This is a genomic window from Chthonobacter albigriseus (assembly GCF_013839445.1).
GTDB lineage: Bacteria > Pseudomonadota > Alphaproteobacteria > Rhizobiales > Pleomorphomonadaceae > Chthonobacter > Chthonobacter albigriseus.
In genome coordinates, this window is sequence record NZ_JACDIT010000006.1 from 48,408 (window position 1) to 71,693 (window position 23,286).

A 23,286-nucleotide genomic window follows, 5' to 3' on the forward strand; every position below is an offset into this window, starting at 1 on the left:
CTACTCTCACAGAACGGGCGGCAGCTTGGCGCGGGCTTCGGCTTCACGGACGGAAGCGGGATCAGCCATGACGATATGCTGCTGTTGCGGTGATCTCTGGTGCTCTTTGTAGTCGAGCCTCTGGTGTTTCATAAAGTAGAAGAGCATCGCGAGACGCATCGGCACCTCGAATTCCCCATCTTTCATTCCGTAATCGGACGCGACAGCGCGCTTCTGCTCGTCCGAGAAGCCGGGGTGGGGTTTCAGCTTGATCTTGTATGTCTCATGCCAAGCGTGATCCTTCACCGCCGATAGGCCCGGCTCTGCTTCCGCCCGTAGGCCGATGATTCGCGGCAGCATGAAATCGCGGAAATCGAGATTGTCGTGACAGAAGGCGCGGGCATGCCAGCGCATTCCGTCGAAGCAGAAGGCGTGCGGGGTGATTCGTCGCCATTGCGGCTTGGGCTTGTCCGGGTTCAGGGACTGGTACCGGATTTCCACGGATTGCCCCGCACGGATCACGCCTAGCAGTTGGCGCAGCATCGCCGGATCGATCATCCGCTTCGGCAAGGGAATTGTCGCAAAGGCCAAGGGCTGGGCCACCCAAGACTGGCTCGCGGCATAAGGTGCGAGGTCCTTTGCCGCCATTTGCATCAGGTAGTCGGAAGCATCGGGCTTCAGATATCGCGGCGTGAAGGTCTCGCTCGCGAAGTACCGCTTCATGCTGGCGTCGTAGCGCAGATTTTCCGGCGCGATCTCGCGATAGTGGGTGAAATCCTTAGATGCCTGCGGCTCCGAGACTTTGAAGCGATTGATGATATCGGCCCGGTTTACGCCATCCTCCCAAAACGCCTTGAACTCGATGAATTCAAGCCGCTGCTCGATGCCCCACTTTAGGCCTTGTCCATCGTCTGCCATCTGACGCTACGCCTCTCGAAAATGGGGATCGAAAGTATGAGAACCTTGACAGGCCTAGCGCTCCCCTAATATTTTCTACGCCCATCGGCGACTCGTGGTCAAGGGGCCATCCGGGTCGATGCGCAAGGAGCGGCGACGATGGTCAAGGTCGAGTTCAAACTGAATGGGCGCACTGTTCGCCCCAATGACATCGCCAACCAGTTGGAGAAGGCGATGCTTAAGCAGGTTCAGGACGGGATTGCGCAGAAGCTGCGCAATGTCCGCGATCCCGAAACCGGCGCTGCGCCGACCGTGAAGGTCGTCGGGCGCTCTCTCGACAATCTCTCCTTCGAGGTCGCGGGGTCCCCCGCGCTCATCGAGGAAGTGAAGCGCCGCTTGCGGTAGGCGGCGGCAATGTGCCCGGAAAGGAGGTGATCAACATGGCGAAGTCGAACAAGGAAGTGACGAGCGCGAAGGCTGCTACGGCGGCGTCGAAAGTGCTCCGCGACCCGAAGGCCAGCCCGGCGGCGAAGTCGGCGGCGGCCTCGGCCCTCACTCAGCGTCCGAACAAAAAGAAGTAGGACGCGGCGAAGTCAGGGGCCGGGCGTTTCCCGGCGCTTCTTTCCTTAGTCAACCGGCTCAAGGAGGGCCGAAATCATGATCTACGCGATCGATTACGACCTGAAGCGTCCGGGTCAGAACTACGAGGCGCTGTATCAGGCCATCAAGTCGTGCGGCGTTTGGTGGCACCACCTCGACTCAACGTGGCTCGTCGACACCAGTTTGACCGCCCAAGGCATCTGGGATCGGCTCGCCCCGCATGTCGACAAGAATGACTTCTTCCTCGTGATCGGCGTCACCCGCGACTATCAGGGCTGGCTTCCGAAAGAGGCTTGGGAATGGCTCGACAGCCGCAAGCCCAAGATGGCGGCGTAGGAGGCGGCGATGCGTGTGCAAGGCGCGGTGATCCGCGAGCAGGGGCAGACCTTCGCGGTCGTGGTGGTCAAGCCCAGCGTTGCCCTTCGGTGCGGCGCCGGTGGTGATCATTGCGCAAGACGGTCGGGCGCGTCCTATTGCGGGATACCTCGTGAACCGCAGCGACGCCGCGACTTCAACCGCTTCCCCGAATCCGCCGTGTAACCCGGCGGTGACCCGACGCCTGCTTCAACTCCGAATCGTGGTCCTCATGGAAGGCCCAAAAACGGCAAAAGCCGCGGTTTCCCGCGGCTTTGTAGTCATCGGAAACTGGAGCGGGCGATGGGATTCGAACCCACGACCCCAACCTTGGCAAGGTTGTGCTCTACCCCTGAGCTACACCCGCTCGCACCGTTTCCGGCTTGCTCCGTCGCCGGAGCGAGGGCGTATATGAACCAAAGCGGAGGGGATTGCAACAGGGAAAGTTGGCTCCTCGCAGAGGGTGGGAAGCGCGGGCGAAAGCGGCGGCGGACGGACTTGCGCACCGCCGGGTTCTGTCGCAAACCGTCCGTCGAAATCGACCGAACCGGGGAAACAGCCGGATGCCGAACACGCCCGAGGACCTCATTTCGTTTCTCACCGAACTCGGGATCGAGACCCGGACGACCGAGCATCCGCCGCTGTTTACCGTGGAGGAGAGCCAGTCGCTGCGGGGCGAGATTCCCGGCGGGCATGCCAAGAACCTCTTCGTGAAGGACAAGAAAAGCCGACTGTTCCTGATCACCGCCCGCGAGGACGCGCGGCTGGACCTCAAGCGCGTCCACGAGGCGATCGGGGGATCGGGCCGGGTGTCCTTCGGCTCAGGTGAACTCCTGGAGGAGGTGTGGGGAGTGAAGCCGGGTGCGGTGACCCCCTTCGGTGCGATCAACGATACGGCCGGACGGGTCACCGTGGTGCTGGAGCGGGCGCTGATGGCGTTCGATCCGGTCAACTTTCATCCGCTGGTGAATACCGCCACGACGTCGATCCGGCCCGACGACCTCGTCCGCTTCCTCGGGGCCACCGGCCACGAGCCGCTGGTGGTGGATCTGCCGCTCGCCGAGGGCTGATCCGGGCCGCCGGCCGGGGCGCGTCCCCCTGCTGCAGGCCGGCCAATTCACGGCGTCGTTTTCCGGATTTGTTTTCCGGCCCGTTTCACGCCAAATAAGGTCCAACTTGCGAACGCCGGTCATCTCCGGACGAACGCGCACCAACCCTGGATGCGATCATGAGCGGACCCACTTTCTCCTTCGGCAACAGCTTCGGCGCTTCGCCCCAGCCGGCAGCCGCCCCGGCCGCCCCGGCTGGCGACCTCATCAAGGACACCACCACGAAGGACTTCGCACGCGACGTGCTTGAGGCGTCCAAGGCGGTGCCGGTGCTGGTGGACTTCTGGGCGCCCTGGTGCGGTCCCTGCAAGCAGCTGACGCCGGTGCTGGAGAAGGTGGTCAAGGCGGCCGGCGGGAAGGTGCGCCTGGTCAAGATGAACATCGACGACCACCCGCAGATCGCCGGCCAGCTTGGCATCCAGTCGATTCCGGCGGTGATCGCCTTCGACAAGGGTCGACCGCTCGACGGCTTCATGGGGGCGCTGCCGGAAGGCCAGGTGAAGCAGTTTATCGAGCGGCTGGTCGGACCGTCGGGCCCGAGCCAGGCCGAACAGATCCTCGAGGAAGGGCTGGCCGCGCTGGCAGAGAAGGATTTCGAGGGCGCCGCGCAGCTTTTCATGGCGCTGCTCCAGGCCGAACCGGAAAACCTCCCCGCCACCGGCGGTCTCGCTCGGGCGCTGATCGGCGTCGGGCAGTTGGAGGACGCCAAGGCGGTGCTGGACAACGTCCCGGAGGCCAAGCGGGGCGACGCGGCGATCGCGGGAGCCCGGGCCGAGCTTGAGCTCGCCGAACAGGCGGCAAGCCTTGGCGACGTGGCCGAGCTGGTCCGCCGCGTGGACAGCCACCCGACCGATTTCGACGCACGCTTCGAGCTGGCGGTGGCGCTGGCCGCCCGCGGCGAACGGCAGAAGGCGGTCGACCACCTCGTCGACATCGTGCGCCGGGAACGCGGCTGGAACGACGAGGCGGCGCGCAAGCAGCTGGTCACCTTCTTCGAGGCGTGGGGCGCGACGGACCCGGCGACCCTCTACGGCCGGCGACGTCTATCGTCGGTTCTCTTCTCCTGAGGGGAGTCGCCGCCGTCGGGCGGCGACCTATATTGAGGCGAGCACCGGGGCGATGCCGGTGAGTCAAGCCCGAGGTGGTCCGCAGCCATGATGGCCGGAAACGCGCGATACGACACTGCGACAGACCTGCCGCGCCGGATGCCGGTGTTTCCGCTGTCCGGCGCGCTGCTGCTGCCGCGCGGACAGCTGCCGCTCAACATCTTCGAGCCGCGCTACATTGCGATGGTGGATGCGGCGCTGGCTGGCGACCGGGTGATCGGCATGGTCCAGCCGCGCTTCGATGCCGGCGCACAGCGCCACGGCTCGGAACCGGCACTTTGCAACGTGGGTTGCGCTGGCCGAATCACCACCTTCAACGAAACAGGCGACGGCCGCTACCTCATCACCCTCACCGGGATCACCCGCTTCCGGATCGAGGAGGAGGAAAGCTCTGCCGGCCGGCTGTTCCGGGTCTGCCGGGTCACCGCGGAGCCCTTCGAAGTCGATTTCCTGACGCGGGTCGGCGAGAGCGAGGTCGACCGGCCGGCGCTGCTGCGGGCGTTCCAGGCCTATCTTTCCGCCAACGACCTGGAGGCGGACTGGGAAAGCGTGGAGAAGACGCCGACCGAGGCCCTCGTCAACGCGCTGTCGATGATGAGCCCGTTCGGGCCGCCCGAGAAGCAGGCTCTCCTCGAAGCGCCGGACCTGAAGACGCGCGCCGACACGTTGATCGCCATCACCGAATTCGCGCTCGCCCGAGCCAAGGGCGGCGGCGAATCCACGCCTCTGCAGTGAGGGACAGCATGTCCGACGAAGGCCGACGGGCCGGTGCGATCGATCCGAAGCTGCTGGAGATCCTGGTCTGTCCGCTGACCAAGACGACGCTGGAGTGGCGGGCGGACGTTCAGGAGCTTGTGTCGCGCTCCGCACGGCTCGCCTATCCGGTGCGCGATGGCGTGCCGATCATGCTGCCGGACGAGGCCCGCCCGCTCGGCGACGACGAATAGGCGGTCAGCCCTTTAAGAGGGCCAGGAGCGCAGTCTCGGCCGTCACGGGTGCATCCCGCAGGCGCACGGTCTTCAACCGGGCGGTTTTGCCGGCGATCACCGTCGCCGAGGATTTTGGCACGCCCGCCATCTCGGCCAGCAATCGTTCCAGCGCCGTGTTCGCCTTGCCGTCCTCGGGCACCGCGCGCACCCGCGCGGCGATGACCGGCCTGCTGTCGGAAAGACGCTCCAATCCGTCGATGCGATCCATCGCCGCCCGCGGGGTCAGCCGCACGTCGACGTCGAGATGCACACCGTTGCGCCGGACAGCCCCCTCCACCGCCGCCTCAGAAGGCGATGGGGATCAGGTAGATGTAGATGATCTGCTCGATCAGGATGATGCCCAGCAGAAGAACGATCGGGGACAGGTCCAATCCGCCGAGATTGGGCATGACGTTGCGGATGGGTCGCAGCAGCGGCTCGGTCAGCTGGTAGAGCGTGTTGCCGATCATCGCCACCACCTGATTGCGCGGGTTGACGACATTGAAGGCGTAGAGCCAGGAGAAGATGGCCGCCGCGATGATGACGTAGGTGTAGAGGTTGAGGGCGATGAGAATGACGTTCAGGACGGCGAGCATGAGGCGCGTGCGCTCCGGCTTCAGGTTGGAACGGGTGTAGCGGATGCGCGGCATGGCCTGCAACCCTGTTGATCCGCGGGCGAACCGGCGGGCCATGCTTTCCGCCCCAGACGGGCGCTTGACATCACCCGGCCCGGTCTCCTAAATGCGCGTCACCTGACCGGGGCCGTAGCTCAGATGGGAGAGCGCTGCAATCGCACTGCAGAGGTCAGGGGTTCGATTCCCCTCGGCTCCACCAACCCCCTTTCCTGTCCATACCTGTGCGCAAGGCGGACCCCTTGGCGCGGTCGGTAAGCCGAGGATTGGGGCCGGCTATAGTTCCCATCTGCTCTCATCGATACGGATCGGCGTTGTCAAAGGCGTAGCCATCCTTTGGCCGCTTCGCCGGTTGCAGTGACGGCGATCACCGCTCGTCGATGATCTCGGCGATCCGGGTGATATCGTTGCTCCCGCCAAGGGAATCGCGGGCCGAGGTCCAGAGCAGCTGCAGGGCGTCCAGTCCGCGCGCGTCGACGCCGGCCTCCTCGGCCAGTGAGGCCGCGATCGCAATGTCCTTGCAGAACAGCTCCAGCGTTTGGCCGAAATCGAAACGACCGGTCAGCACGTGCTGGGGCAGCTTGACCTCGGTCGCATGGCTGCGGCCGGAGCCCGCCGTCCAGACCTTCAGCATGGTTTCCGGATCCACGCCCAGCCGCATGCCGATGATCAGCGCCTCGGTGGCGGTCCAGAGGGTGGCAGCCGACAGGAAGTTGTTGAGGGCCTTGACGACGTGCCCGGAGCCGACGGGACCGACGCGGGTCACCGCGCCGCACATCGGCTGAAGCAAGGGCGCGAAGCGCTCGAACACGGCCGGATCGCCTCCCACCATGGCGGTGAGGGTTCCCTTGCGGGCGCTCGCCATGCCACCGCTGACCGGCGCATCCAGCATGGGAATGCCGAGCGCGGCGAGTTGGCCGGAGAGGCGAGCGGTGGAACCGGGCGATGCCGACGACATGTCGATCACGGCGCTGCGCGGCAGGCCGCGGCAGGCGCCCTCCGGACCGAACAGGGCGTCCTCGACCTGCCGATCGGTAGGGAGCATGGTGATGACCACAGCACCGGGGAGTTCCGCGCCGCGATGGCCGACCGGAACGCCGCGTGCCTTGAAAGGCGCCAGGGCGTCGTCGGAGAGGTCGGCTACGGAAAGCCCGATGCCGGCATCCAGCAGGCGTTCGGCCATGGGTCCGCCCATGCGTCCTGCGCCGATGAAGAGGACGGTGTCGTCCATGGTGGCCTCCCGGCTCGGTTTTCAGTGCGGCACCGAGGCTTTCGCCGCCAGCATGATCGCCATGGTCGCAACGCCGTTTTGCGCCTCCTGGTCGTCCGAGAGCCCGGCGACGCGGCGGGCGAAGGCGCGAAGCATGCGCACCGATTCCCCATCCAGACCGGCGATGAGGTGTGCAAAGGCGACCGCCCGTGCATGGGCTTCGCCCTTCGGGACGACTTCCGTCGCGACGCCGATCGCGACAGCCTCCTCGGCACCGAACTCGCGGCTGGTCAGCGCGAGCTCGAACGCCTTCTTGAAGGGGACGAACTTGCCGAAATAGGAGAGCACGATCAACGGTGGCAGCTTGTGCGACATCTCCGGCAGGGCGAAGCGGGCGCCCTCGGCGGCGATCGTCACGTCGCACTGGGTGGCGAAGCCGCAGCCAAAGCCGAAAGCTTTTCCCTCCACCGCAGCGACGAAGGGTACCGGCGACTCGCGAAGTCGCTTGTTCACCTCCAGGATGAGGTTCAGGTCGGCGGAGACGTCGGCTGCGGAGGCCAGCCCCTTCGCGCCGATGCGGCCGCCGCAGAAATTCTCGCCCTCCCCGCTGATCACCACCGCCTTCAGGTTTGGCCGGCCCAGGACGGTGTCCAGGGCGGCGGCGAACTCCGCCAGCTGGGCCGAGGTGACGGTGTTTCCGTCCTCGCTCCGCGTGAAGACGACGCCCGAAACGCCGCCGCCGTGATCATCGATCCGCATTCCAACAACCTCCGTCTCTGGACTTCGCCACGCTTGACCGAACGGCATGCGTGTCTGATTGTATGTCTGTACGACAGTTATGGTTCGTGTGGTCCGATCTGCTCGGGAGGCTTGCGTGCCCATCATCGACGTCAACGGCGAAAGCCTCGCCTACGAGCGCGCAGGATCGAGCGAACCCCTGCTCCTCATCCACAGCCTGGGCACCGCCGCGTGGCTTTGGGAGGAGCAGATCCGGCGCTGGTCCGATCGCTTCGACGTCCTGGCCATCGACGCGCGTGGGCATGGACGGTCGACGCGGCGCGGCGGCTTCAGCGTGCGCAACGTCGCCGCGGATTGCGCCGCGCTGCTGGACGCGCTCCGGCTTCCGGCCGCCAACGTGGTGGCGATATCCATGGGCGGGCCGATCGCGGCGCATCTCACCGACCTCGCTCCGGAGCGTGTCCGACGGCTGGTGATCGCCGACAGTTTCGCCACGCAGGGCGAAGCCGGCGCGCAGCGCGCCACCGCGATCGCCGAGACGATCGAGGCGCGCGGCATGGACGCCTACGCCCGGCAGTATGCCGCGGACACCCTGGTCGAGGACGGCGATCCGGCCCATGGGGAGAAGCTGGTGGCGAGCATCGCCGCCATGTCGGCGGAGGCCTACGTGGAGGCGGCGCGCTCCGTCTTCACCGCGGACGTGGTGGAGCTGATGCGCGCCATCCGCGTCCCCACGCGCGTGGTCGTGGGTTCGCGGGACCAGAGGACGCCACCGCGGCTGTCGGAGGAGATCGCCGGGTTGATCGCAGGTTCCGATCTCCAGGTGATCGAGGGGGCGCGGCACCTTGCCAACCTCGACCGGCCGGACGGCTTCCATGCAGCCGTCGATCCCTTCCTCATGTCCGGCTGACGAGCCGGGGGCGCAATGATGCGGAACGAGCCCGACCTCGCCGATCACATCCCACGGGAGCATGCCCCGCTTCGTCGCCGCCTGGTGACGACGCTGAGGCGCCTGGTGGAAAGCGGTGACCTGCCGGCCGGCCGGCAGTTGGTGGAGAAGGATCTCTGCGAACGGTTCGGCGTCAGCCGGACCGTGCTCCGGGAAAGCCTGCGCGAGCTGGAGGTGGACGGCCTGCTGACACCCGGCCGTCGTGGGTTGGTCGTCAGCACCATCGACCGAACCGAAGCCGAAAACGTCTATGCGGTCCGTGGAGCCCTGGAGGCGCTGGCCGCGCGCGAGTTCTGCGCGCGAGCCGAAGCGATGGACGTTCAGGCGCTCCGGACGGCACTCGACCGGCTCAAGGCCGCCTACGCAGCGGATCTGGTGGCCGACATCCTGGCGGCCAAACAGCATTTCTACGCCGCGCTGCTGGCGGGCGCGCGCAATCCGGTCACCACGGAGCTGCTCGGCCGGCTGACGGCGCGCACCGGACTGCTGCGCGGTCGATCGCTGGCCGACCGCAACCGGCGCGTCGCCTCGCTCGCCGAGATCGAGGCGCTGACCGAAGCCCTGGCCGCGCGCGACGCGGCGAGAGCCGCTGAGCTCGCCGCCCGGCACGTGTCCGCCGCGGCCAAGGCTGCCCTCAGTACGTTCGACCCAGCGCCAAAGCGCCACGAGGAGAGTTTTCAATGACGGACGACCTTTACGAACGAGGCCTGGAGATCCGCCGTGCGGTGGTCGGCAGCGAATATGTGGACAAGTCGCTCGCCGAAGCCGACGACTTCACGCGGCCGCTGCAGGAGCTGGTGACCCGCTACTGCTGGGGCGACGTGTGGAGCCGGCCCGGTCTGGAACGCCGCGAGCGGTCGATGATCAACCTTGCCATGATCGCCGCGCTCAACCGCCCGCACGAGCTGAAGCTTCACGTCCGGGGTGCGCTGAACAACGGCCTTAGCCGGGAAGAGATCCGCGAGATTTTTCTGCAGGTGGCGATCTACTGCGGCGTGCCGGCCGCGCTCGACAGCTTCCGCGTCGCCAAGGAGGTGTTCGCGGACGTCGACAAGAAGGCGGCGGGCTGACGGGGAACCGGTCCACATATCCCACATCAGAGCTGGTCCTCCGGGATCACGCGGCCGTCGATGGTCATCGGCTCGCCGTCGAGCGAGAGCGAGCAGCCGCGGAGCGGAATGTCCATGTGGCAGGGCGTGTCGCGGGTGCCGCCGGCCTCGGTGTTGGGGCCGCTGGACCACAGGAAATTGCCCATGAAGGAGCGGGCATCCATGCTGAGACCGGCTTCCCGGTCGTAGAGGCCGAGGGTGGTCCAGTGCGCCCGGTCGTGCAGGCCCCAGCCGACGTGGGCCATGGCGTAGGCGTCCGGATCGTCGAAGGTCTCCATGTAGCTGCGCAGGTACTCCGCCTCGAAGCCGCCTTCGATCCGTCGGATCCAGCCGTTTTCGATGACGATCCGGATCGGCTCGCGGGCATAGCGCTTGAACGGCAGCAGGATGTCGCCGGTGTCTATTACGATGACGCCGTTGCAGCTGCCCTCGTTCGGCCAGGTCGCCACGAAGCAGCTTGGCCAGTGGTCCCACCCGCCGGGCTTGTCGACGAAGCCTTGCTGTTTCAGGACAGGATACTGCCCGAGGTCGCAGCGGAAGTCGGTGCCGGCCTTCGACGTGACGGTCATGGTGCGGGCGCGGGCAAGCCGGTTCGCGGCGTTGCTGGCGCGGCGGCCGTCGTTGGCGTTCGGCTTCATGCGGAGCATCACCTCCGGCGGTTCGCAGGCAAGCAGCATCCGGGCACCGGTCTTCAGGATCTCCTCCTGCTCGGGCGAGAAGAGCAGCATCATGGTGTCGATGACGAGGTCGGAGTGCTTCATCGCCTCTAGCGCGGGCCGGTTTCCCTTGAGGGCGGTGTGGCCGACATAGCCCGACTTGTCGCGTGAAAGCGCCACGTCGCCGTTCAACGGCGGCAGGGTCAGGATCGTCAGGATGCCGCCGAGCTGGCCGACCGCGATGCGGGCCGTGGACACGAGCTGTGGGTTGCTGTCGTCGCTGACAAGCAGCGAGACCTGCTCGCCGGCGGTCAGCTTCGACAGGGTCAGGACGTCCTTCCAGGCTTCGACGAGTTGAAGATCACTGATGGCCATGGTGCGTGTCCCCCGATGGACTGATGCGATGTGTCAGGCGAGCGTCCGGTAGGCGCGGTCGAAATGGACCAGCGGCGGACCGCCGTCGCCGATCCGCACTTGGAGCACCGTCCCGAAGAAGACGGTGTGGGTGTAGGCTTCCACGCTCTCTGCGACCCGGCAGTCGATGTTGACGAGGGCGCCGTCCAGCGCCGGCGAGCCGCTGGCGAGCTCCGTCCAGGTGCCCTCGGCGAATTTGTCCGCGCCGGATGCGCCCGCCCTGCCCGCGAAGCGGTCGGCCACCGGCCGGTTGGCAGCCGCGAGGATGTTGACGCAGAAGGTGCCGGTCTCCGCGATCGCCTGGTGCGCCTCGCCGGTCCGGTTGACGCAGACGAGTAGCGTCGGGGGCGCGATCGAGACGCTGCTGACGGCGGTGGCGGTGAGGCCGCGCGCCAGGGGGCCGCGACCGGCGGTGATGATGGTGACCGCGCCTGCCAGGTTTCCCATCGCCTGCTTGAAGACGTCCACCAGTGCCGGGTCGGCGGCTGGCCCAGGGTTGGACGGGATGGCGAGGCCGGGCCGGCGCGTTGCGCCACCGGCGGTCGAAACGGTCATGACGTGGCTCCGTGGAGAGCGCGTTCCAGAAAGGCGGCGGCGGCAAGCGTCTCGGCGTCCCTGCCGAGGCGGCCGACGACCTGGACGCCGACCGGCAGTCCACCGGGGCCGACGCCGGTCGGGACGGTGATGCAAGGCCCGTGCAGCAGCGTCCAGACCTTGTTGAACACGGGATTTCCGGTGGCTTGGAGCCCGGCAGGTGCTTCGCCGGGCGCTGCCGGCGTGATCAGGACATCGGCGTCACCGAGGAGGCTGTCGAGCAGGCTGGCGCGGTCGACGAGAGCTTCGAGCGCGGCGTCGTACTCCGCCCGGGTGGTCCGGGCGAGGACATCCAGGAAACGGCGGGTTTCAGCGGCGAGTTTGTCGGTCAGCACCTTGCGCTCGTAGGCCAGCGACCGCGGTGTCTCCCAGCCCATCACCGCATCGTGGCCCGCGTAGAGATCTTCGAACCAGTCCGGCACCTCGGCCGGCCGGACCTTCGCGCCGCCAGCCTGGGCCGCGGCCGCGGCGCGGTCCAGCGCTTGCCGGGTCGCCGGCTCCGCCTCGGCCCAGCGGGACGTCGCGAAAACGCCGATGCGCAGGTTCGCCGGGGCCGATCCTTTTGCCAGCGCCGGGTTCTCCGCTAACGCGGCGACCACGGTGGCGGCGTCGCCAACGGTGCGCGTCACCACCCCGATCGTGTCGAGGCTGTCGGAAAGCACCTTGACGGCGGTGCGGTTGAGGGTGCCGAAGGACGGCTTGTAGCCGACCACCCCGCAATAGGAGGCCGGGCGGATGATCGATCCGGACGTCTGCGTGCCAAAGGCGACGTGCACCATCCCCGCGGCGACGGCGACGCAGGATCCGCTCGACGACCCGCCGGGCGTGTGGGCGAGATTGTGCGGATTGCGCGTCTTGCCGGGGCTCGACATGGCGAACTCGGTCGAAACCGTCTTGCCGAGGACCGTTCCGCCGAAGGCGCGCGCGAGCGCCACGATCGGCGCGTCCCATCGCGGACGGAAGCCTTCGTAGGCGGCCGAGCCGTAGCCCGTCGGCATATCCGCCGTGTCGATCACATCCTTGACGCCGAAGGTGACGCCGGCGAGCGGACCTGCCGCCTTGTTGGAGATGGCTTCCTGTCGGGCACGATCCGGATCGAGGAAGGCGAAGGCCTGCACGTCCTTCTCTCGCTCCGAAATCCTGGCGAGGTGCGCCTCTGCGACCGCCGAGGGCGTCAAGCGGCCCCCGCGGACCGCGGTCGCGACAGCGGCGATGTCGAGCCCGCGGATCTCCTCGTCGGACATGGACGTCATGGCGTGCTCCCGCGGACGTTCGGCGGCCGCCTTCCGATCCAGGGACGGGCGCGCTCGAATTGGGCGGCGAGACGGAACAGGAGGCCATCGTCGCCGAACCGTGCGCCGAGATGCAGGCCGACGGGCAGTCCCGTGGACGTCTGGCCGAAAGGAACGCTCATTGCGGGAGCTCCGGCGGCATTGAAGACGCAGGTGAATGGCGCGTGGGACCAGAACGCATCGTAGAATTCGTCAAGCGATTTCCCCGCGCCGGCCAGCGTGCCGAGAAGCGGAGCCGGGGTGGCCGTTGTCGGGGAGAGCAGGACGTCGTAGCGCTGGAAGAAGGCGCCGAGGGCGCGGGCGCTCTGATGAAGGCGGTTGACGGCGGCAAGATAGGCTGTCGCCGGCAAGGTCTTCGCCTCCTCGATCCAGGCGAGGTTGACCGGCTCGATCCAGCCGGCGAGATCGTCGATGCCGAGATGGGCGGCGCGGGCGGTCACGCCCGCAAGAACGTTTGTGCCGGCGATCACCCGCCAGGCCGCCTTCAGGGCATGGGCGTCGTAGCCGTGATCGGCGACCTCGACGCTGTGGCCGAGACCTTCCAGAAAGCGAGCGCCGTCCGCCACGATGGCAGCCACATCGGGATCCACCGGCGTGCCCAGCGGGGACTGCGGTGTGTAGCCGATCCGCAGCCGGCCGGGCTCGATCTGCGTCTCCGCCAGATAGGAGCGTGGCTTCGCCGGCGAGGCATAGGGGTCGCCGACGTCGGGTCCGCCGGAGACGTCCAGAAGGGCGGCGTTGTCCCGGACCGTCCAGCTTGCGGCGTGCGGCGTCGACATGCCGGCGATACCCTCGACGGCAATCGGCCCGAGCGGGTTCACCATGCGGCTCGGCTTGAAGCCGAACAGGCCGCAATGGGAGGCGGGAACACGGGTGGAGCCGGCCCCGTCGGAGGTGTTGGCCATGGGCAGGTAGCCCGCGGCGACGGCAGCCGTCGATCCGCCCGAAGACCCCCCGGGCGACCGGGCCGTATCCCACGGATTCCGGCTCGGCCCGAAGGCTTCCGGCTCGCTGGTGAAGCTCAGGGCGAATTCCGGGGTGTTGCTCTTGGCGAAGATCACCAGTCCCGCCGCCTTGTAGCGGGCGACCAGCGTGGTGTCGGCGCGTGACACGGCGTCGGCGAAGAGCCGGGATCCGGTGGAGAGGATCGTGTCCTTTGCTTCGAAACCGGTGTTCTTCAGGATGAACGGAACGCCGGTGAACGGACCGTCCGGCAGGCCCTGGCCGATCGCCTTGCGGGCCAGATCGTCGAAGCGATGCACGAGCGCGTGGAGCACCGGTTCGCCAGCCTCGACGCGGTCGAGAGCCGCTTCCAGGAGCTCGGAGGCCGTGACCTCTCCCGCCTTGACGAGCGCGGCCAACCCGAGCGCGTCGTAGTTTTCGTAGTCCGGAAAAGAGGACGGTCGCGGGCCTGTCACGCCGCCTCTCCTCGGGCCTGACGCTTGAAGTCGTCGAGGCTCCAGTAGTCGCGGGTTCCGGCGATCGAGTCCCCGTCGAGCTCGATGAGGTGGACGCCGTCCAGGCGGATCGGGCGGCCCTTGGTTTGAGCGCCGCCCATGTCGATGCCGAGATGGCCCGTCAGGGTGTAGACCACCGCGACCGTGCTGCCCGCCGGGATGGTCTCCCGTCGCTCCCAATGAGCGTCCGGCAACAGCGAGAAGAAGCCGGACAACCCGGATTCCAGAGCCGCCCGCCCGGTCCGGCGAGGACCGGCAGTGCCCTCCTGGTGCCAGGCGTCTTCGCGATAGAGGGCCGCCGCGGCTGCAGCGTCACGGCTGTTGTAGGCGCGATAGAACGCGTCCACGAGGTCGAGGGCCGACCCATGGCTCATGACTGTTGCTCCGGACTGACTGGGCGGATCGGTCGGGCGCCGCTCCATGAGCGACGCCCCGTTCGTTCAGGGCATGCGGGCGAGCGTCTTGACCTGGTTGACGAAGGCGTCGCGCTTCACCTCGTTGAAGAGGCGTTCACGCAGACGCGGCGCCGGGCTCGCGTTGACGTTCTCGAACAGGGCCACGCGGCCGGCCAGCGACGACGCCGTCATGTCCCAGATGAAGTTCATCAGCTGTTCCTTGACCTCGGCGGTGACGCCCTTGCCCGGCAGCAGATCCTGGAGATAGTGCCCGATCTCGGGGTTCTCGAAGGCTTTCTTGCCGAAGCGCATGACGAGGCCCTGACCGCAGAGCTCCTGCAGGATGTGGATGATCCGCGGGTAGTGCTCGATGGAATAGAGCCGTCCAGCGGTCAGCATGCCGACGTCAGGCGCCATGACGCCGCCCTCGGTCAGCTTGGCCTTGGCCTCGGCCGCCGTGATGAAGGCCCGAAGCGTCTGGGCGTACTGGATGATCTCACCGAGCATGCCCTGCACGGCGGGAATATGGCCGGTGCCGAGAACGTCGAGCACCAGCTGCCCGGCGCCGACGAAGAGCTCCGCCTTCACGGCGAGGCGCGTCAGCACGTGCCAGTGCGCGAAGACGCAGACCGGGCCGTAGTAGGACATCGCAGTCGGATCGCCGAGATTGAAGATCCGGTCCTTCGGCACGAACACGTTGTCGAAGATGATCAGCTGGTCGGCTTCCTCACCCATGCTGGCGACGGGGTGGTCGAAAGGGTCGGAGCCGGGATGGGAGACCATCTCGCGGGAGATCAGGCGGATGCCTTCCGAAGCGATCGGAACCGAAGCCCAGATGCACGCCTCTGCGGGGGTTTCGCGAATGCCGCCGAGGTTGGTGAAGAAGATCTCGTTGGCCTGCGCCGAGATCGAGCCCACGGTCTTGGCGCCCGAGACGCGGATGCCGTTCTTCTCGACGCTCTTGACCTTGAGAAGCGAGGCTTCGGCGCCCTTGGGGCTCGAGCGATCGTTCTGCGGTCCGGTGAGGCTCTCCGAGGCGGTCAGGTTGTTCTCCCGACCGAACTGGACGTAGGCCTCGATGTTCTCGGCAAAGTCCGGCGAGCATCCGTCGATCAGCGAGGTCTTGGCCTTGAAGGTGGGCAGGTGGGCCAGCAGGCCAACGGCGATCGCCGGCGCCAGATCGGGCGGGCGGCCGAAGGTGCCGGCGGTCTTCAGGCTGGTGTACTCGATCATCTTGCGCCGGTCGGCGAGATCCTCCAGCGTGCGCGGCACCTGCCAGGCGCGGCTGTAGACCACGCCGTCGCTCGGATCCGTGTAGGTGGTGGCATCGGCGAACTTCGGATCGAACTGGTCGTCGAACATGCTGGCGACGAGGTCGACGCCGGCCGACAGGGCGGGATCGTCGAACACCGTTTCGATTCGCTCGCCGTTGACCCAGAGCGCCCGCCCGTCGCGCAGCGTCGCTTTGAACTCGGCGCCGGTCTTCAACCGGTGCTTCACGCTCGTCTCCCGCATTTGCGCCGTCATGTCCACACTCCTCTGGATGGACCGGGCTCGCGCGACGCTTCTCTGGAGGACTGCCGCGGAGGGTCGCCAAGGGCGAACGCTCCGACCGGCAGACACTCTCGGCGCACTCAGCGACCGGGTCGGTTTCATGATCCAACCATTAATCGCCCGAATTGGTCAAGATGGCTTCGTTGGTTGAGAGCCGCGGAACCTGCCTTTCATTTGAGCGGCAGCGCCGAATTCGACCAATCGGGCCGCAGGCACGCACCGCGATGCACGATATTTTCTGGAAAATCAACTACTTAGAGATGCGCGACAAAACGGCAGAACGGATTTCCGCACGGCGGCGGCGTGCTGCGTTCGGTAAAATCACCGCCGCGATCTTGTTGACCAAATCGTCCGGTTCTGGTTTTTTGGTTGAAGCATACGGTGCCTCTCGGGACGATCCGTCACCGGAGGTCGGCCAGTGGGGTCGCCATGTCGATCACCGATAGACGCACAACGCGATCATGGAGCCGGAAGGGGCGTGCAGTCCAGTCGGTTGGTGCCCGCCGCGCCATGGCAGGCGACCGAAATAGGCTTTTCGGCCGCTCCGGCTCGTCGAAGAAGCGGCAGGTCGCTGGCCGTGCTGACGTCGGCGCCGGAGTAGCCACACCAGACGCGCAGCAGCGGCATGCGATCCAGGTGCTCGTTGAGCGCGAAGACCTCGCCGGTCTTCGGGTCCGACCAGAGGGTCGCAGTCACGCTGGCGCCAGGCGCGGCGCTGCCAACCTCGGCAGAGTACCAGTGAGCGATGGTCGCAGCGCAAGTGATCGCCGCGGAGCTCCTGTTGTCGGCCCGGAAGGGAACGGCGGTGAGGCCGTCCGTCCCTCGTTTCATCGGGTGAGTCTCTTCGGCGGCGGCCACCGTCGTGGCGAGAATTGCGGCAAGTGGAATCAGGTATGTACGCGCTCGCATCGCCGGCAAAATCCCTATCCGATCTGAATAGCTTCAGTATATCGATATCACCGGCGATCGATCTGTTACAAGTAGGCCAGTAAACGATAATCAGCAAACGGGGAACAAAGTCATGAAGACGTATTTGCTTGGAGGCGTTGCGATCGCCATGATGGCGTTCGCGTCTGTGGCGCATGCGGCTGAACTGAAGTCCATTGCGATTCTGACGCCGGAAGCCGGCACCGACTACGGCTGGAACCAGCAGGGCGTGGATGCTGCCAAGGCGGCGGGCGCCGCCGCCGGCATCGAGGCGGTCGTGGCCGAGGACCTCGGCTACGGGGACGTGCGTCCGACGCTGCGCGGACTCGCCCAAGAGGGCGCCGGCCTCCTGATCGCCCACGCCAGCGGCTACAACACCGCCGCGCCGGAGATCGGAGCGGAAGCGAAGATCCCGGTGGCGATCGTCGATCGTCCCGACGCGCTCGCGGCCGGAGCGGTCGCGGACTACACCTGCAGCGGCCACGAAGGCGCCTATCTGGCCGGTCGTCTGGCCGCCAAGATGTCGCGCACCGGTACCGTCGGGATCGTCGTCTCCGGCGAGCCTCCGTCGTGGAATGCGCAGTCGGTTGCATTCGCCGAAGGCGCCAAGGCCGAGAAGGCGGACATCACCGTCCGCTACGCGGTGATCGGGCCGGCGGCCTATGCCGACGCTGCGGGCGGCAAGCGGGTCACCGAAGCGCTGATGGCCGCCGGCGCCGACATCATCTTCGGCCAGGGCAACGGGTCGAGCTTCGGCATGCTGCAGGCGATCGAGACGGGCAAAGCCACCGACGGCGGCAAGGTCTTCTTCATCGACGTGATCGGCGACAAGACCCCCATCGACAAGGGCAACCTCCTGAGCTCGGTGGTCTGGAACCTGACGCCGGTCTACTCCGCGATGATCGAGGACGTGAAGGCCGACAAGTTCGGCACGCGCAACTACGGCATCCAACTCGCCGACGACAGCGTCAGCCTGTTGAAGACGAAGCAGATCCCGGACGACATCTGGGCCCAGATCGAAGCGCTGAAGAAGGACATCGTCGACGGCAAGATCAAGCTGACGCCGAAGTTCGACGCGGAAAGCGTTCATGCGGTGGTGACCCAGCTGGCGGTCGCAGCCGAGTAAGCACGAACCGAGGGCCGGGACCCACGTCAGGGGTCCCGGCCGCTCCCTCCGGGGTTAGCACGCCCGCGCCTTCCGGCCATACCCAGTTGGACCGTTCATGACCGATCCGGCCGCATCCTCCGGTATTCATCCCTCTCCCGGCATGCCTGATCCGTTGATCGCGCTGGACCACGTGACCAAGCGCTTTCCAGGCGTCGTCGCAAACGACCAGGTGTCGGTGGCGATCTGGCCGGGCGAGGTGCACGTGCTGCTGGGGGAGAACGGGGCGGGAAAGTCGACGCTGGTCGGTATGCTTTCCGGCATCCAGCAGCCGGACGACGGTGGGATCCTGATCGAAGGCAGGGAAGTTTCGATCGACACGCCGGCCACCGCCCTTTCGCTGGGAATCGGAACCGTGTTCCAGCACGCCATGCTTGTGCCTTCCCTCACGGTGGCCGAGAACATGGCCCTCGGCGGCAAAGCCTGGACCAGGCCCGACCGTCAGGGCATCCGGCGCGACATGGACAAGGTCTGCACCGACCTCGGGATCACGATCGACCCGCACGCGCGGGTCGGATCCCTGTCGCTCGGCGAGCAGCAGCAGGTCGAGATCGTCCGCGCGGTGCTGCGCCACAGCCGCGTGCTGATCCTCGACGAGGCGACGGCGATGCTGACGCCCAAGGGCGCGCAGGAACTGGGTGCCCTGATGCGCCGGCTGGTGGCGCGCGGACTCGCGGTCATCTTCATCACCCACAAGCTCAACGAGGCGGTCGAGTTCGGCGACCGGATCACCGTGCTGAGGCTCGGCCGGAAGGTCGGCGAAATAGCCCCGGATCGGCTGCGCACCCTCGGCTCGGAAGCCGTGACCGCGGAGATTCTGCGGCTGATGTTCGGGTCGCATGTCGTCGGCGCCGACACCGGCGGCCGTCGCCGGCCGACGCCGACCGGCGAGACGGTCCTGGCCCTCTCCGCGATCGACGTTCCCGACGAGAGCGTACCCGTGCGCGGCGTCGACCTGACCATCCGGTCGGGCGAGATCCTCGGGGTCGCCGGGATCGACGGCAACGGACAGAAGCAACTGGCGGAGGCCATCGCCGGCCAACGCCGGCTCGGCGCCGGGACGATCCGGTTGGCGGGCGTCGCCATCGAGACCCTGTCTGTGGCCGACCGGCGACGCCTCGGCCTTCGCTACGTCACCGACGACCGGCTGAACGAGGGAACCGTCGGATCGTTTCCGATCGCGCTCAACCTCGTCCTCAAGCAGGTCGGCGAAGAGCCGTTCTGGTTTCGCGGCGTGCAGCGGTCCGCCCCGATCGCGGACCATGCCCGCCGCCTGGTCTCCGAGTTCGACGTCCGCACGCCCGGGGTGGAGACGGCGATCGGCAAGCTGTCCGGCGGCAACATCCAGAAGGCGTTGCTGGCGCGCGAGCTTTCCGGCGAGGCGCGGGTGGTGATCTTCGCCAAGCCGACCTACGGGCTCGACGTCCAGAATATCCGGGCGACGCGGCAACGGATCCGTGACGCGGCCGAGCGCGGGTGCGCCGTGATGCTGATCTCGACCGATCTCGAAGAAATTCTGGAGCTGTCCGACCGCATCGCGGTCATGGACCAGGGCCGCGTCGTCGGGGTGGTCGACAACGACGCCGACGCCCGATCCCGGGTCGGGGCCCTGATGAGCGGGGCGCACAGATGACGTCGGAACTCGCGCGCAAGAGAATGACGGCCTCCGCGCCGCGACCGGATCTAGGGCCGCTCGCCCGGCGCGCCGCTCTGGCCTTGGGGCCGGTGTTGGCCGCCTTGGTTCTCGGTGGCCTGGTTCTGCTCGTGCTCGGCGTCAATCCGATCGCCTACTATGTATTTGTCGTGGAACGCGGCCTGCTGTCGCCGACCGGAATCCAGGCGACGCTGACCCGGATGGCGCCGCTTCTCCTGATCGCCGCCAGCCTCATCGTCGCGTTTCGGGCGGGGATCTGGAATCTCGGCGGTGACGGCCAGTTTCTGCTTGGCGCGGTCGTCGTCGCGGCGGCGGCGCCACTGCTGATCCAGCACCTCCCGAGCTGGGCCGTGCTCGTCGTCTGCATGGCGCTTGGCGCCCTGGTGGGAGCGGTGTGGTCGGTGCTGCCGGCGCTTCTCAAGGCCTATCAGGGCGTCAACGAGATCATCACGACGCTGATGATGACCTTCCTCGGGGTCTCCTTCGCCAATGTGCTGGTGAAACTCGCGTTCCGCGATCCGGGCACGACGGTGCCGCAGACCCGCACGCTCGAGGTCGCGGACCGCCTGCCGCGCCTGTTCGAGACGACGATCTCCAGCGGGCTGGTGATCGGCATCGTCGCGATCCTGGCGGTCCACGTGATGATGACGCGCACGGCCTTTGGACTGAAACTACGGATCGTCGGAGCCAACACCCGGGCGGCCGTGCACGCCGGGCTCTCCGTTCCGCGCCTGACGGTGGCCGTGTTCGCGATCTCGGCCAGTCTCGCCGGCCTGGCGGGCGCAGTGGAGATCCTCGGCGTGCAAGGAAACGTCAGGGCCGACTGGAACCCGGCCTACAGCCTTACGGTGGTGCCCCTGGTGTTCCTGGCGCGTTTCAACGGGCCGGCCACGATCGCCTTCGTGTTCCTGTTCTCCGTGCTCTCGATCGGCGGTGAGAGCGCGGCAAGGCGGATGGGTGTGCCCAACTTCTTCACCCTGGTGATCGTCGGCATTCTTCTCATCCTGCTCGGCCTTGCCGAGTATCTGGACCAGCGCCGCCGCGCGGGAGGGCCTTGACCGATGTCAGCGCTCTTCACGGAAGCCTTTCTGACGGCGCTCATCCTGGGAGCAGTCACCGCCGGGATCCCGCTGATGCTGGCCGGTCTCGGGGAGCAGATCTCCGAGAAGGCAGGCGTACTGAACATCGGCATCGAGGGAATGATGCTGATCGGTGCCTACACCGGCTTCCTGGTCGCCTATTTCACCGGCTCGATCTGGCTCGGATTCTTCAGCGGAAGTCTCGGGGGGATGGCCGTCGCGTCCCTGATGGCGCTGTTCTGTGTCCGGCTGGGCCTCAGCCAGATCGTCATTGGCATCGCCCTCACGCTCGGCGCGGAGGGTCTGACCGCACTGCTCCACCATTTCCAGTTCTCGCAAAGCTATCCGCGGCTGGAAGCGGTCGAGTCGCTTGCGATCCCCGGCCTGTCCGCGCTGCCGGTCATCGGGCCTGCGCTGTTCGATAGGCCGCCGATCATCTATCTCGCGATTGCCGCCGTGGCCGTGACCGCCTGGGTGTTCCGGTCCACGAACCTCGGGCTCGCGCTGCAGGCGGCCGGCGACAAACCCGCGGCGCTCGACGCCGCCGGCGTCGACGTGATCGCCGTGCGGACCGGCGCCGTGCTGACCACCGGCTTGCTGGCGGGACTTGGCGGCGCCTTCATGGCGGAGGTCGGCGCCGGGATCTTCGTTCCTTTCATGACCAACGGAGCGGGCTTCATCGGAATCGTGCTGGCGATGCTGGCCCGCGGTCGCCCGCTGTGGGTGCTGCTGGGCGCGCTGCTCTTCGGAGCATGCCTGTCGGCGACGACGGCGCTGCAGGTCGCCGGTGTCGACATCCCGACCGACGTCATCCAGATGCTGCCCTTCGCCGCCGTGCTTGCCATTCTGGTGGTCTTCGGCCGTCGGGCCAGCTTGCCGCCGGCGCTCGGCAGCCACTACGTGAGGGGCGCGCGATGACGGCTCTCCCCCGGCAGCTATCCGGCATCGATGGCGGCGAGTGCGGCGGCCACGCCCCTGCCGACATCGACCGCATGACCCAACGCGGCAAGCGCGCCGCCGAAGGCCGCGACAGCCGTGACCGCATGGATCGGCTGGGCCGTCGGACCCATGTGGCCGATGCGAGTAAGCCGGCCGAGCGTTTCGCCGCGCCCGGAGGAAAGCACGACGCCGTAGCGGGCGCGGATCTCGGCACGCAGGGCCGCCTCGTCAATCCCCACCGGGGTGCGGACGGCGGTGCAGGTCGGCGAGGCGAACCGTTCCTCCCGCGGCCAGAGCGACAGGCCCATGGCCAGGATGCCGGCCCGGCAGGCCTTGGCGGTCAGAGCATGGCGAGCCCACACCGCGTCCGGTCCCTCGGCGATGTAGAGGTCGAGCGCTGCTTCAAGGCCGTTGACCTCGGCAACCGAGGGCGTGAACGGGAAAGGCCGGTCGGCGCGCCATGCATCGCGCCAGTCGAGAATGCTGAGGATCGAATCCCGCGGGGCCGTCGCGGTTGCGGCCATCTTGGCCCAGGATCGCTCGGACACGCCGAGAATGGAGAGTGCCGGCGGGCAACCCAGGCACTTGTTCGGTCCGGTGATGAACATGTCGGCCCGGCAGCTGGCCGCGTCGACCGGCATGCCGCCGAAGGACGACACGGTGTCCACCAGGAACAGCGCTCCATGGCGCGCGACCACCGCTCCGATCTCGTCGATCGGATTGACGGTTCCGGACGGGGTATCGTGGTGGCAGGCGGCGACGATGGTGACGTCGGGTCTCTGGCGGAGCGCCTCCGCCACGGCCGAGGGTTCGATCACGCTGTCGTAGGGCACGGCAAGCTCGACGATCTCGGCGCCGGACCGGGCCGCCCAGCCCTCGAAACCCTTGGCATAGACCCCCGACACCAGGTTGAGGACGACGTCGCCCGGACCGATCAGGGAAGCTGCGGCGGCCTCAAGGGCAAGGACTGGTTCGCCGTGCAAGAGAACCGGCACGGTCTCGGACCGGACCACGCTCTTCAGCGTCTCACAAACGCGCTGGTAGGTGGTTTGGAAGGCAGGGTCGTAGTCGTAGAGCACGGGAGAGGCGAGGCCCCGCAGGACCGCCGGATAGGCATCGACCGGACCGGTGGTCAGGGTCAGGACCGGAAGAGCGGTGGTGGCGTAGCGCATGACGGGCCCCTCTTTGATGGTGGTATTGCGAACTTGACCTCGTCGGCCCGACGCAACCAAATTTCGACCAATATCGAAACAATGGTTCGACAATGTCAACCGGTGACGAACGTGCCGACGACACGGTGGAAGTCACGAACTTTGCCCGGGAACAGGCCTCGACAGGCGTGCGTTTCGGGACTTGTACAGCCGCGGCGGTCGGGATACAGACCGGCTCCCGGCCAGCAGGAAGCCTGTGTTGCGGACGACCATGTTCCAACCAATGTTGAATTCGGTGTCGACGGGCGTCAGCCCTCCCCTCATCAGGTCAGGCCTTGGCACATCGGGGTGCAGGGCC

At 67.1% G+C, this 23,286-nt stretch carries 28 protein-coding genes and 2 tRNA genes; 16 read left to right on the top strand and 14 right to left on the bottom strand.

Features of this window, described 5'->3' with window-relative positions; all coding sequences use genetic code 11:
- Nucleotides 1-6 precede the first annotated feature (6 nt).
- Entirely contained in the window at nt 7-897 is an 891-nt protein-coding gene (locus tag HZ321_RS15625) for a BrxR family helix-turn-helix transcriptional regulator (protein WP_181703324.1), read from the bottom strand.
- A 138-nt stretch (nt 898-1,035) separates the two neighbouring features.
- On the opposite strand from HZ321_RS15625, the gene HZ321_RS15630 reads away from it, so the two are divergent.
- From HZ321_RS15630 to HZ321_RS15640, 3 genes are all read left to right on the top strand, one after another.
- Complete coding sequence (locus tag HZ321_RS15630; RefSeq protein ID WP_181703325.1) at nt 1,036-1,281, top strand: hypothetical protein; 246 nt, start codon at nt 1,036-1,038, stop codon at nt 1,279-1,281.
- Between the two features lie 35 nt (nt 1,282-1,316).
- On the top strand, nt 1,317-1,457 hold the full coding sequence (locus HZ321_RS15635; RefSeq protein WP_181703326.1) for a hypothetical protein: 141 nt from the start codon (nt 1,317-1,319) through the stop codon (nt 1,455-1,457).
- Between the two features lie 76 nt (nt 1,458-1,533).
- A complete protein-coding gene (locus tag HZ321_RS15640) occupies nt 1,534-1,812 on the top strand; it encodes a hypothetical protein (protein ID WP_181703327.1) in 279 nt (92 codons plus the stop codon).
- 310 nt (nt 1,813-2,122) lie between these two features.
- Here HZ321_RS15640 and HZ321_RS15645 read toward each other — a convergent pair.
- Nucleotides 2,123-2,197: transfer RNA gene (locus HZ321_RS15645), tRNA-Gly, on the bottom strand.
- 196 nt (nt 2,198-2,393) lie between these two features.
- Between HZ321_RS15645 and HZ321_RS15650 the strand changes: the two genes are divergently transcribed.
- The 4 genes from HZ321_RS15650 (at nt 2,394) to HZ321_RS15665 (ending at nt 4,992) form a co-directional block, all read left to right on the top strand.
- Nucleotides 2,394-2,900, top strand: coding sequence for a prolyl-tRNA synthetase associated domain-containing protein (locus tag HZ321_RS15650; RefSeq protein ID WP_181703328.1), 507 nt, complete (start codon nt 2,394-2,396; stop codon nt 2,898-2,900).
- 158 nt (nt 2,901-3,058) lie between these two features.
- A complete protein-coding gene (gene trxA, locus HZ321_RS15655; protein ID WP_181703329.1) occupies nt 3,059-4,006 on the top strand; it encodes a thioredoxin in 948 nt (315 codons plus the stop codon).
- A gap of 87 nt (nt 4,007-4,093) precedes the next feature.
- Nucleotides 4,094-4,780 (top strand): LON peptidase substrate-binding domain-containing protein, encoded by a 687-nt coding sequence (locus HZ321_RS15660; RefSeq protein WP_181703330.1) that lies wholly within the window; start codon nt 4,094-4,096, stop codon nt 4,778-4,780.
- Between the two features lie 8 nt (nt 4,781-4,788).
- Nucleotides 4,789-4,992, top strand: a complete 204-nt coding sequence (locus HZ321_RS15665; protein ID WP_181703331.1) for a Trm112 family protein — start codon at nt 4,789-4,791, stop codon at nt 4,990-4,992.
- Nucleotides 4,993-4,996: 4 nt separating this feature from the next.
- Here HZ321_RS15665 and HZ321_RS15670 read toward each other — a convergent pair whose 3' ends face one another.
- Together HZ321_RS15670 and HZ321_RS15675 are read right to left on the bottom strand one after the other, a co-directional pair.
- A complete protein-coding gene (locus HZ321_RS15670) occupies nt 4,997-5,311 on the bottom strand; it encodes a DUF167 family protein (RefSeq protein WP_425305410.1) in 315 nt (104 codons plus the stop codon).
- A gap of 7 nt (nt 5,312-5,318) precedes the next feature.
- On the bottom strand, nt 5,319-5,609 hold the full coding sequence (locus tag HZ321_RS15675; protein WP_181703514.1) for a YggT family protein: 291 nt from the start codon (nt 5,607-5,609) through the stop codon (nt 5,319-5,321).
- Between the two features lie 162 nt (nt 5,610-5,771).
- Between HZ321_RS15675 and HZ321_RS15680 the strand changes: the two genes are divergently transcribed.
- Nucleotides 5,772-5,847: transfer RNA gene (locus HZ321_RS15680), tRNA-Ala, on the top strand.
- Nucleotides 5,848-6,012: 165 nt separating this feature from the next.
- On the opposite strand, the gene HZ321_RS15685 is transcribed toward HZ321_RS15680, so the two are convergent.
- A complete protein-coding gene (locus HZ321_RS15685) occupies nt 6,013-6,876 on the bottom strand; it encodes an NAD(P)-dependent oxidoreductase (RefSeq protein ID WP_181703332.1) in 864 nt (287 codons plus the stop codon).
- A gap of 21 nt (nt 6,877-6,897) precedes the next feature.
- Nucleotides 6,898-7,614, bottom strand: coding sequence for an enoyl-CoA hydratase/isomerase family protein (locus HZ321_RS15690; RefSeq protein WP_181703333.1), 717 nt, complete (start codon nt 7,612-7,614; stop codon nt 6,898-6,900).
- A gap of 115 nt (nt 7,615-7,729) precedes the next feature.
- Here HZ321_RS15690 and HZ321_RS15695 point away from each other — a divergent pair, with 115 nt between their 5' ends.
- The 3 genes from HZ321_RS15695 to pcaC are packed head-to-tail and all read left to right on the top strand — an operon-like array spanning nt 7,730 to nt 9,612.
- A complete protein-coding gene (locus tag HZ321_RS15695) occupies nt 7,730-8,503 on the top strand; it encodes an alpha/beta fold hydrolase (RefSeq protein WP_181703334.1) in 774 nt (257 codons plus the stop codon).
- Between the two features lie 18 nt (nt 8,504-8,521).
- On the top strand, nt 8,522-9,226 hold the full coding sequence (locus HZ321_RS15700; protein WP_181703335.1) for a GntR family transcriptional regulator: 705 nt from the start codon (nt 8,522-8,524) through the stop codon (nt 9,224-9,226).
- Nucleotides 9,223-9,612: a 4-carboxymuconolactone decarboxylase gene (pcaC, locus tag HZ321_RS15705; protein WP_181703336.1), complete on the top strand. Its 390-nt coding sequence runs from the start codon at nt 9,223-9,225 to the stop codon at nt 9,610-9,612. The genes HZ321_RS15700 and pcaC overlap by 4 nt, the downstream gene beginning before the upstream one ends.
- Before the next feature lie 26 nt (nt 9,613-9,638).
- On the opposite strand, the gene HZ321_RS15710 is transcribed toward pcaC, so the two are convergent.
- The 6 genes from HZ321_RS15710 to HZ321_RS15735 form a co-directional block, all read right to left on the bottom strand.
- A complete protein-coding gene (locus HZ321_RS15710) occupies nt 9,639-10,682 on the bottom strand; it encodes a 2,5-dihydroxypyridine 5,6-dioxygenase NicX family protein (RefSeq protein ID WP_181703337.1) in 1,044 nt (347 codons plus the stop codon).
- 33 nt (nt 10,683-10,715) lie between these two features.
- A complete protein-coding gene (locus HZ321_RS15715) occupies nt 10,716-11,276 on the bottom strand; it encodes a flavin reductase family protein (RefSeq protein ID WP_181703338.1) in 561 nt (186 codons plus the stop codon).
- Nucleotides 11,273-12,568, bottom strand: a complete 1,296-nt coding sequence (locus HZ321_RS15720; protein WP_206682791.1) for an amidase — start codon at nt 12,566-12,568, stop codon at nt 11,273-11,275. The genes HZ321_RS15715 and HZ321_RS15720 overlap by 4 nt, the downstream gene beginning before the upstream one ends.
- Nucleotides 12,565-14,025 carry an amidase family protein gene (locus HZ321_RS15725; RefSeq protein ID WP_181703339.1) on the bottom strand — a complete coding sequence of 487 codons (1,461 nt, stop codon included), beginning with the start codon at nt 14,023-14,025 and terminating at the stop codon, nt 12,565-12,567. Before HZ321_RS15725 ends, HZ321_RS15720 begins: the two co-directional genes overlap by 4 nt.
- A complete protein-coding gene (locus HZ321_RS15730; RefSeq protein ID WP_181703340.1) occupies nt 14,022-14,438 on the bottom strand; it encodes a nuclear transport factor 2 family protein in 417 nt (138 codons plus the stop codon). The genes HZ321_RS15725 and HZ321_RS15730 overlap by 4 nt, the downstream gene beginning before the upstream one ends.
- Nucleotides 14,439-14,504: 66 nt before the next feature.
- The gene (locus HZ321_RS15735) at nt 14,505-15,986 is read right to left on the bottom strand and encodes a 4-hydroxyphenylacetate 3-hydroxylase N-terminal domain-containing protein (protein ID WP_181703341.1); all 1,482 of its coding nucleotides are present in this window, start codon (nt 15,984-15,986) and stop codon (nt 14,505-14,507) included.
- A 161-nt stretch (nt 15,987-16,147) separates the two neighbouring features.
- Between HZ321_RS15735 and HZ321_RS15740 the strand changes: the two genes are divergently transcribed.
- Nucleotides 16,148-16,459: a hypothetical protein gene (locus HZ321_RS15740; RefSeq protein WP_181703342.1), complete on the top strand. Its 312-nt coding sequence runs from the start codon at nt 16,148-16,150 to the stop codon at nt 16,457-16,459.
- Nucleotides 16,460-16,472: 13 nt separating this feature from the next.
- On the opposite strand, the gene HZ321_RS15745 is transcribed toward HZ321_RS15740, so the two are convergent.
- Nucleotides 16,473-16,922, bottom strand: coding sequence for a hypothetical protein (locus HZ321_RS15745; protein ID WP_181703343.1), 450 nt, complete (start codon nt 16,920-16,922; stop codon nt 16,473-16,475).
- 112 nt (nt 16,923-17,034) lie between these two features.
- Between HZ321_RS15745 and HZ321_RS15750 the strand changes: the two genes are divergently transcribed.
- The 4 genes from HZ321_RS15750 to HZ321_RS15765 all read left to right on the top strand — a co-directional run bounded on the left by HZ321_RS15750 (nt 17,035) and on the right by HZ321_RS15765 (nt 21,756).
- Nucleotides 17,035-18,066, top strand: a complete 1,032-nt coding sequence (locus HZ321_RS15750; protein WP_181703344.1) for a putative B6 ABC transporter substrate-binding protein — start codon at nt 17,035-17,037, stop codon at nt 18,064-18,066.
- Between the two features lie 97 nt (nt 18,067-18,163).
- Nucleotides 18,164-19,738, top strand: a complete 1,575-nt coding sequence (locus HZ321_RS15755; protein WP_181703345.1) for a putative B6 ABC transporter ATP-binding protein — start codon at nt 18,164-18,166, stop codon at nt 19,736-19,738.
- Nucleotides 19,735-20,817, top strand: a complete 1,083-nt coding sequence (locus tag HZ321_RS15760; protein ID WP_181703346.1) for a putative B6 ABC transporter permease subunit 2 — start codon at nt 19,735-19,737, stop codon at nt 20,815-20,817. Before HZ321_RS15755 ends, HZ321_RS15760 begins: the two co-directional genes overlap by 4 nt.
- Nucleotides 20,818-20,820: 3 nt before the next feature.
- Entirely contained in the window at nt 20,821-21,756 is a 936-nt protein-coding gene (locus HZ321_RS15765) for a putative B6 ABC transporter permease subunit 1 (RefSeq protein WP_181703347.1), read from the top strand.
- A 17-nt stretch (nt 21,757-21,773) separates the two neighbouring features.
- Here the strand turns inward: HZ321_RS15765 and ppaT are convergent, their stop codons facing one another.
- Nucleotides 21,774-22,949: a pyridoxamine--pyruvate transaminase gene (gene ppaT / locus HZ321_RS15770; protein WP_181703348.1), complete on the bottom strand. Its 1,176-nt coding sequence runs from the start codon at nt 22,947-22,949 to the stop codon at nt 21,774-21,776.
- Nucleotides 22,950-23,286: the final 337 nt, after the last annotated feature.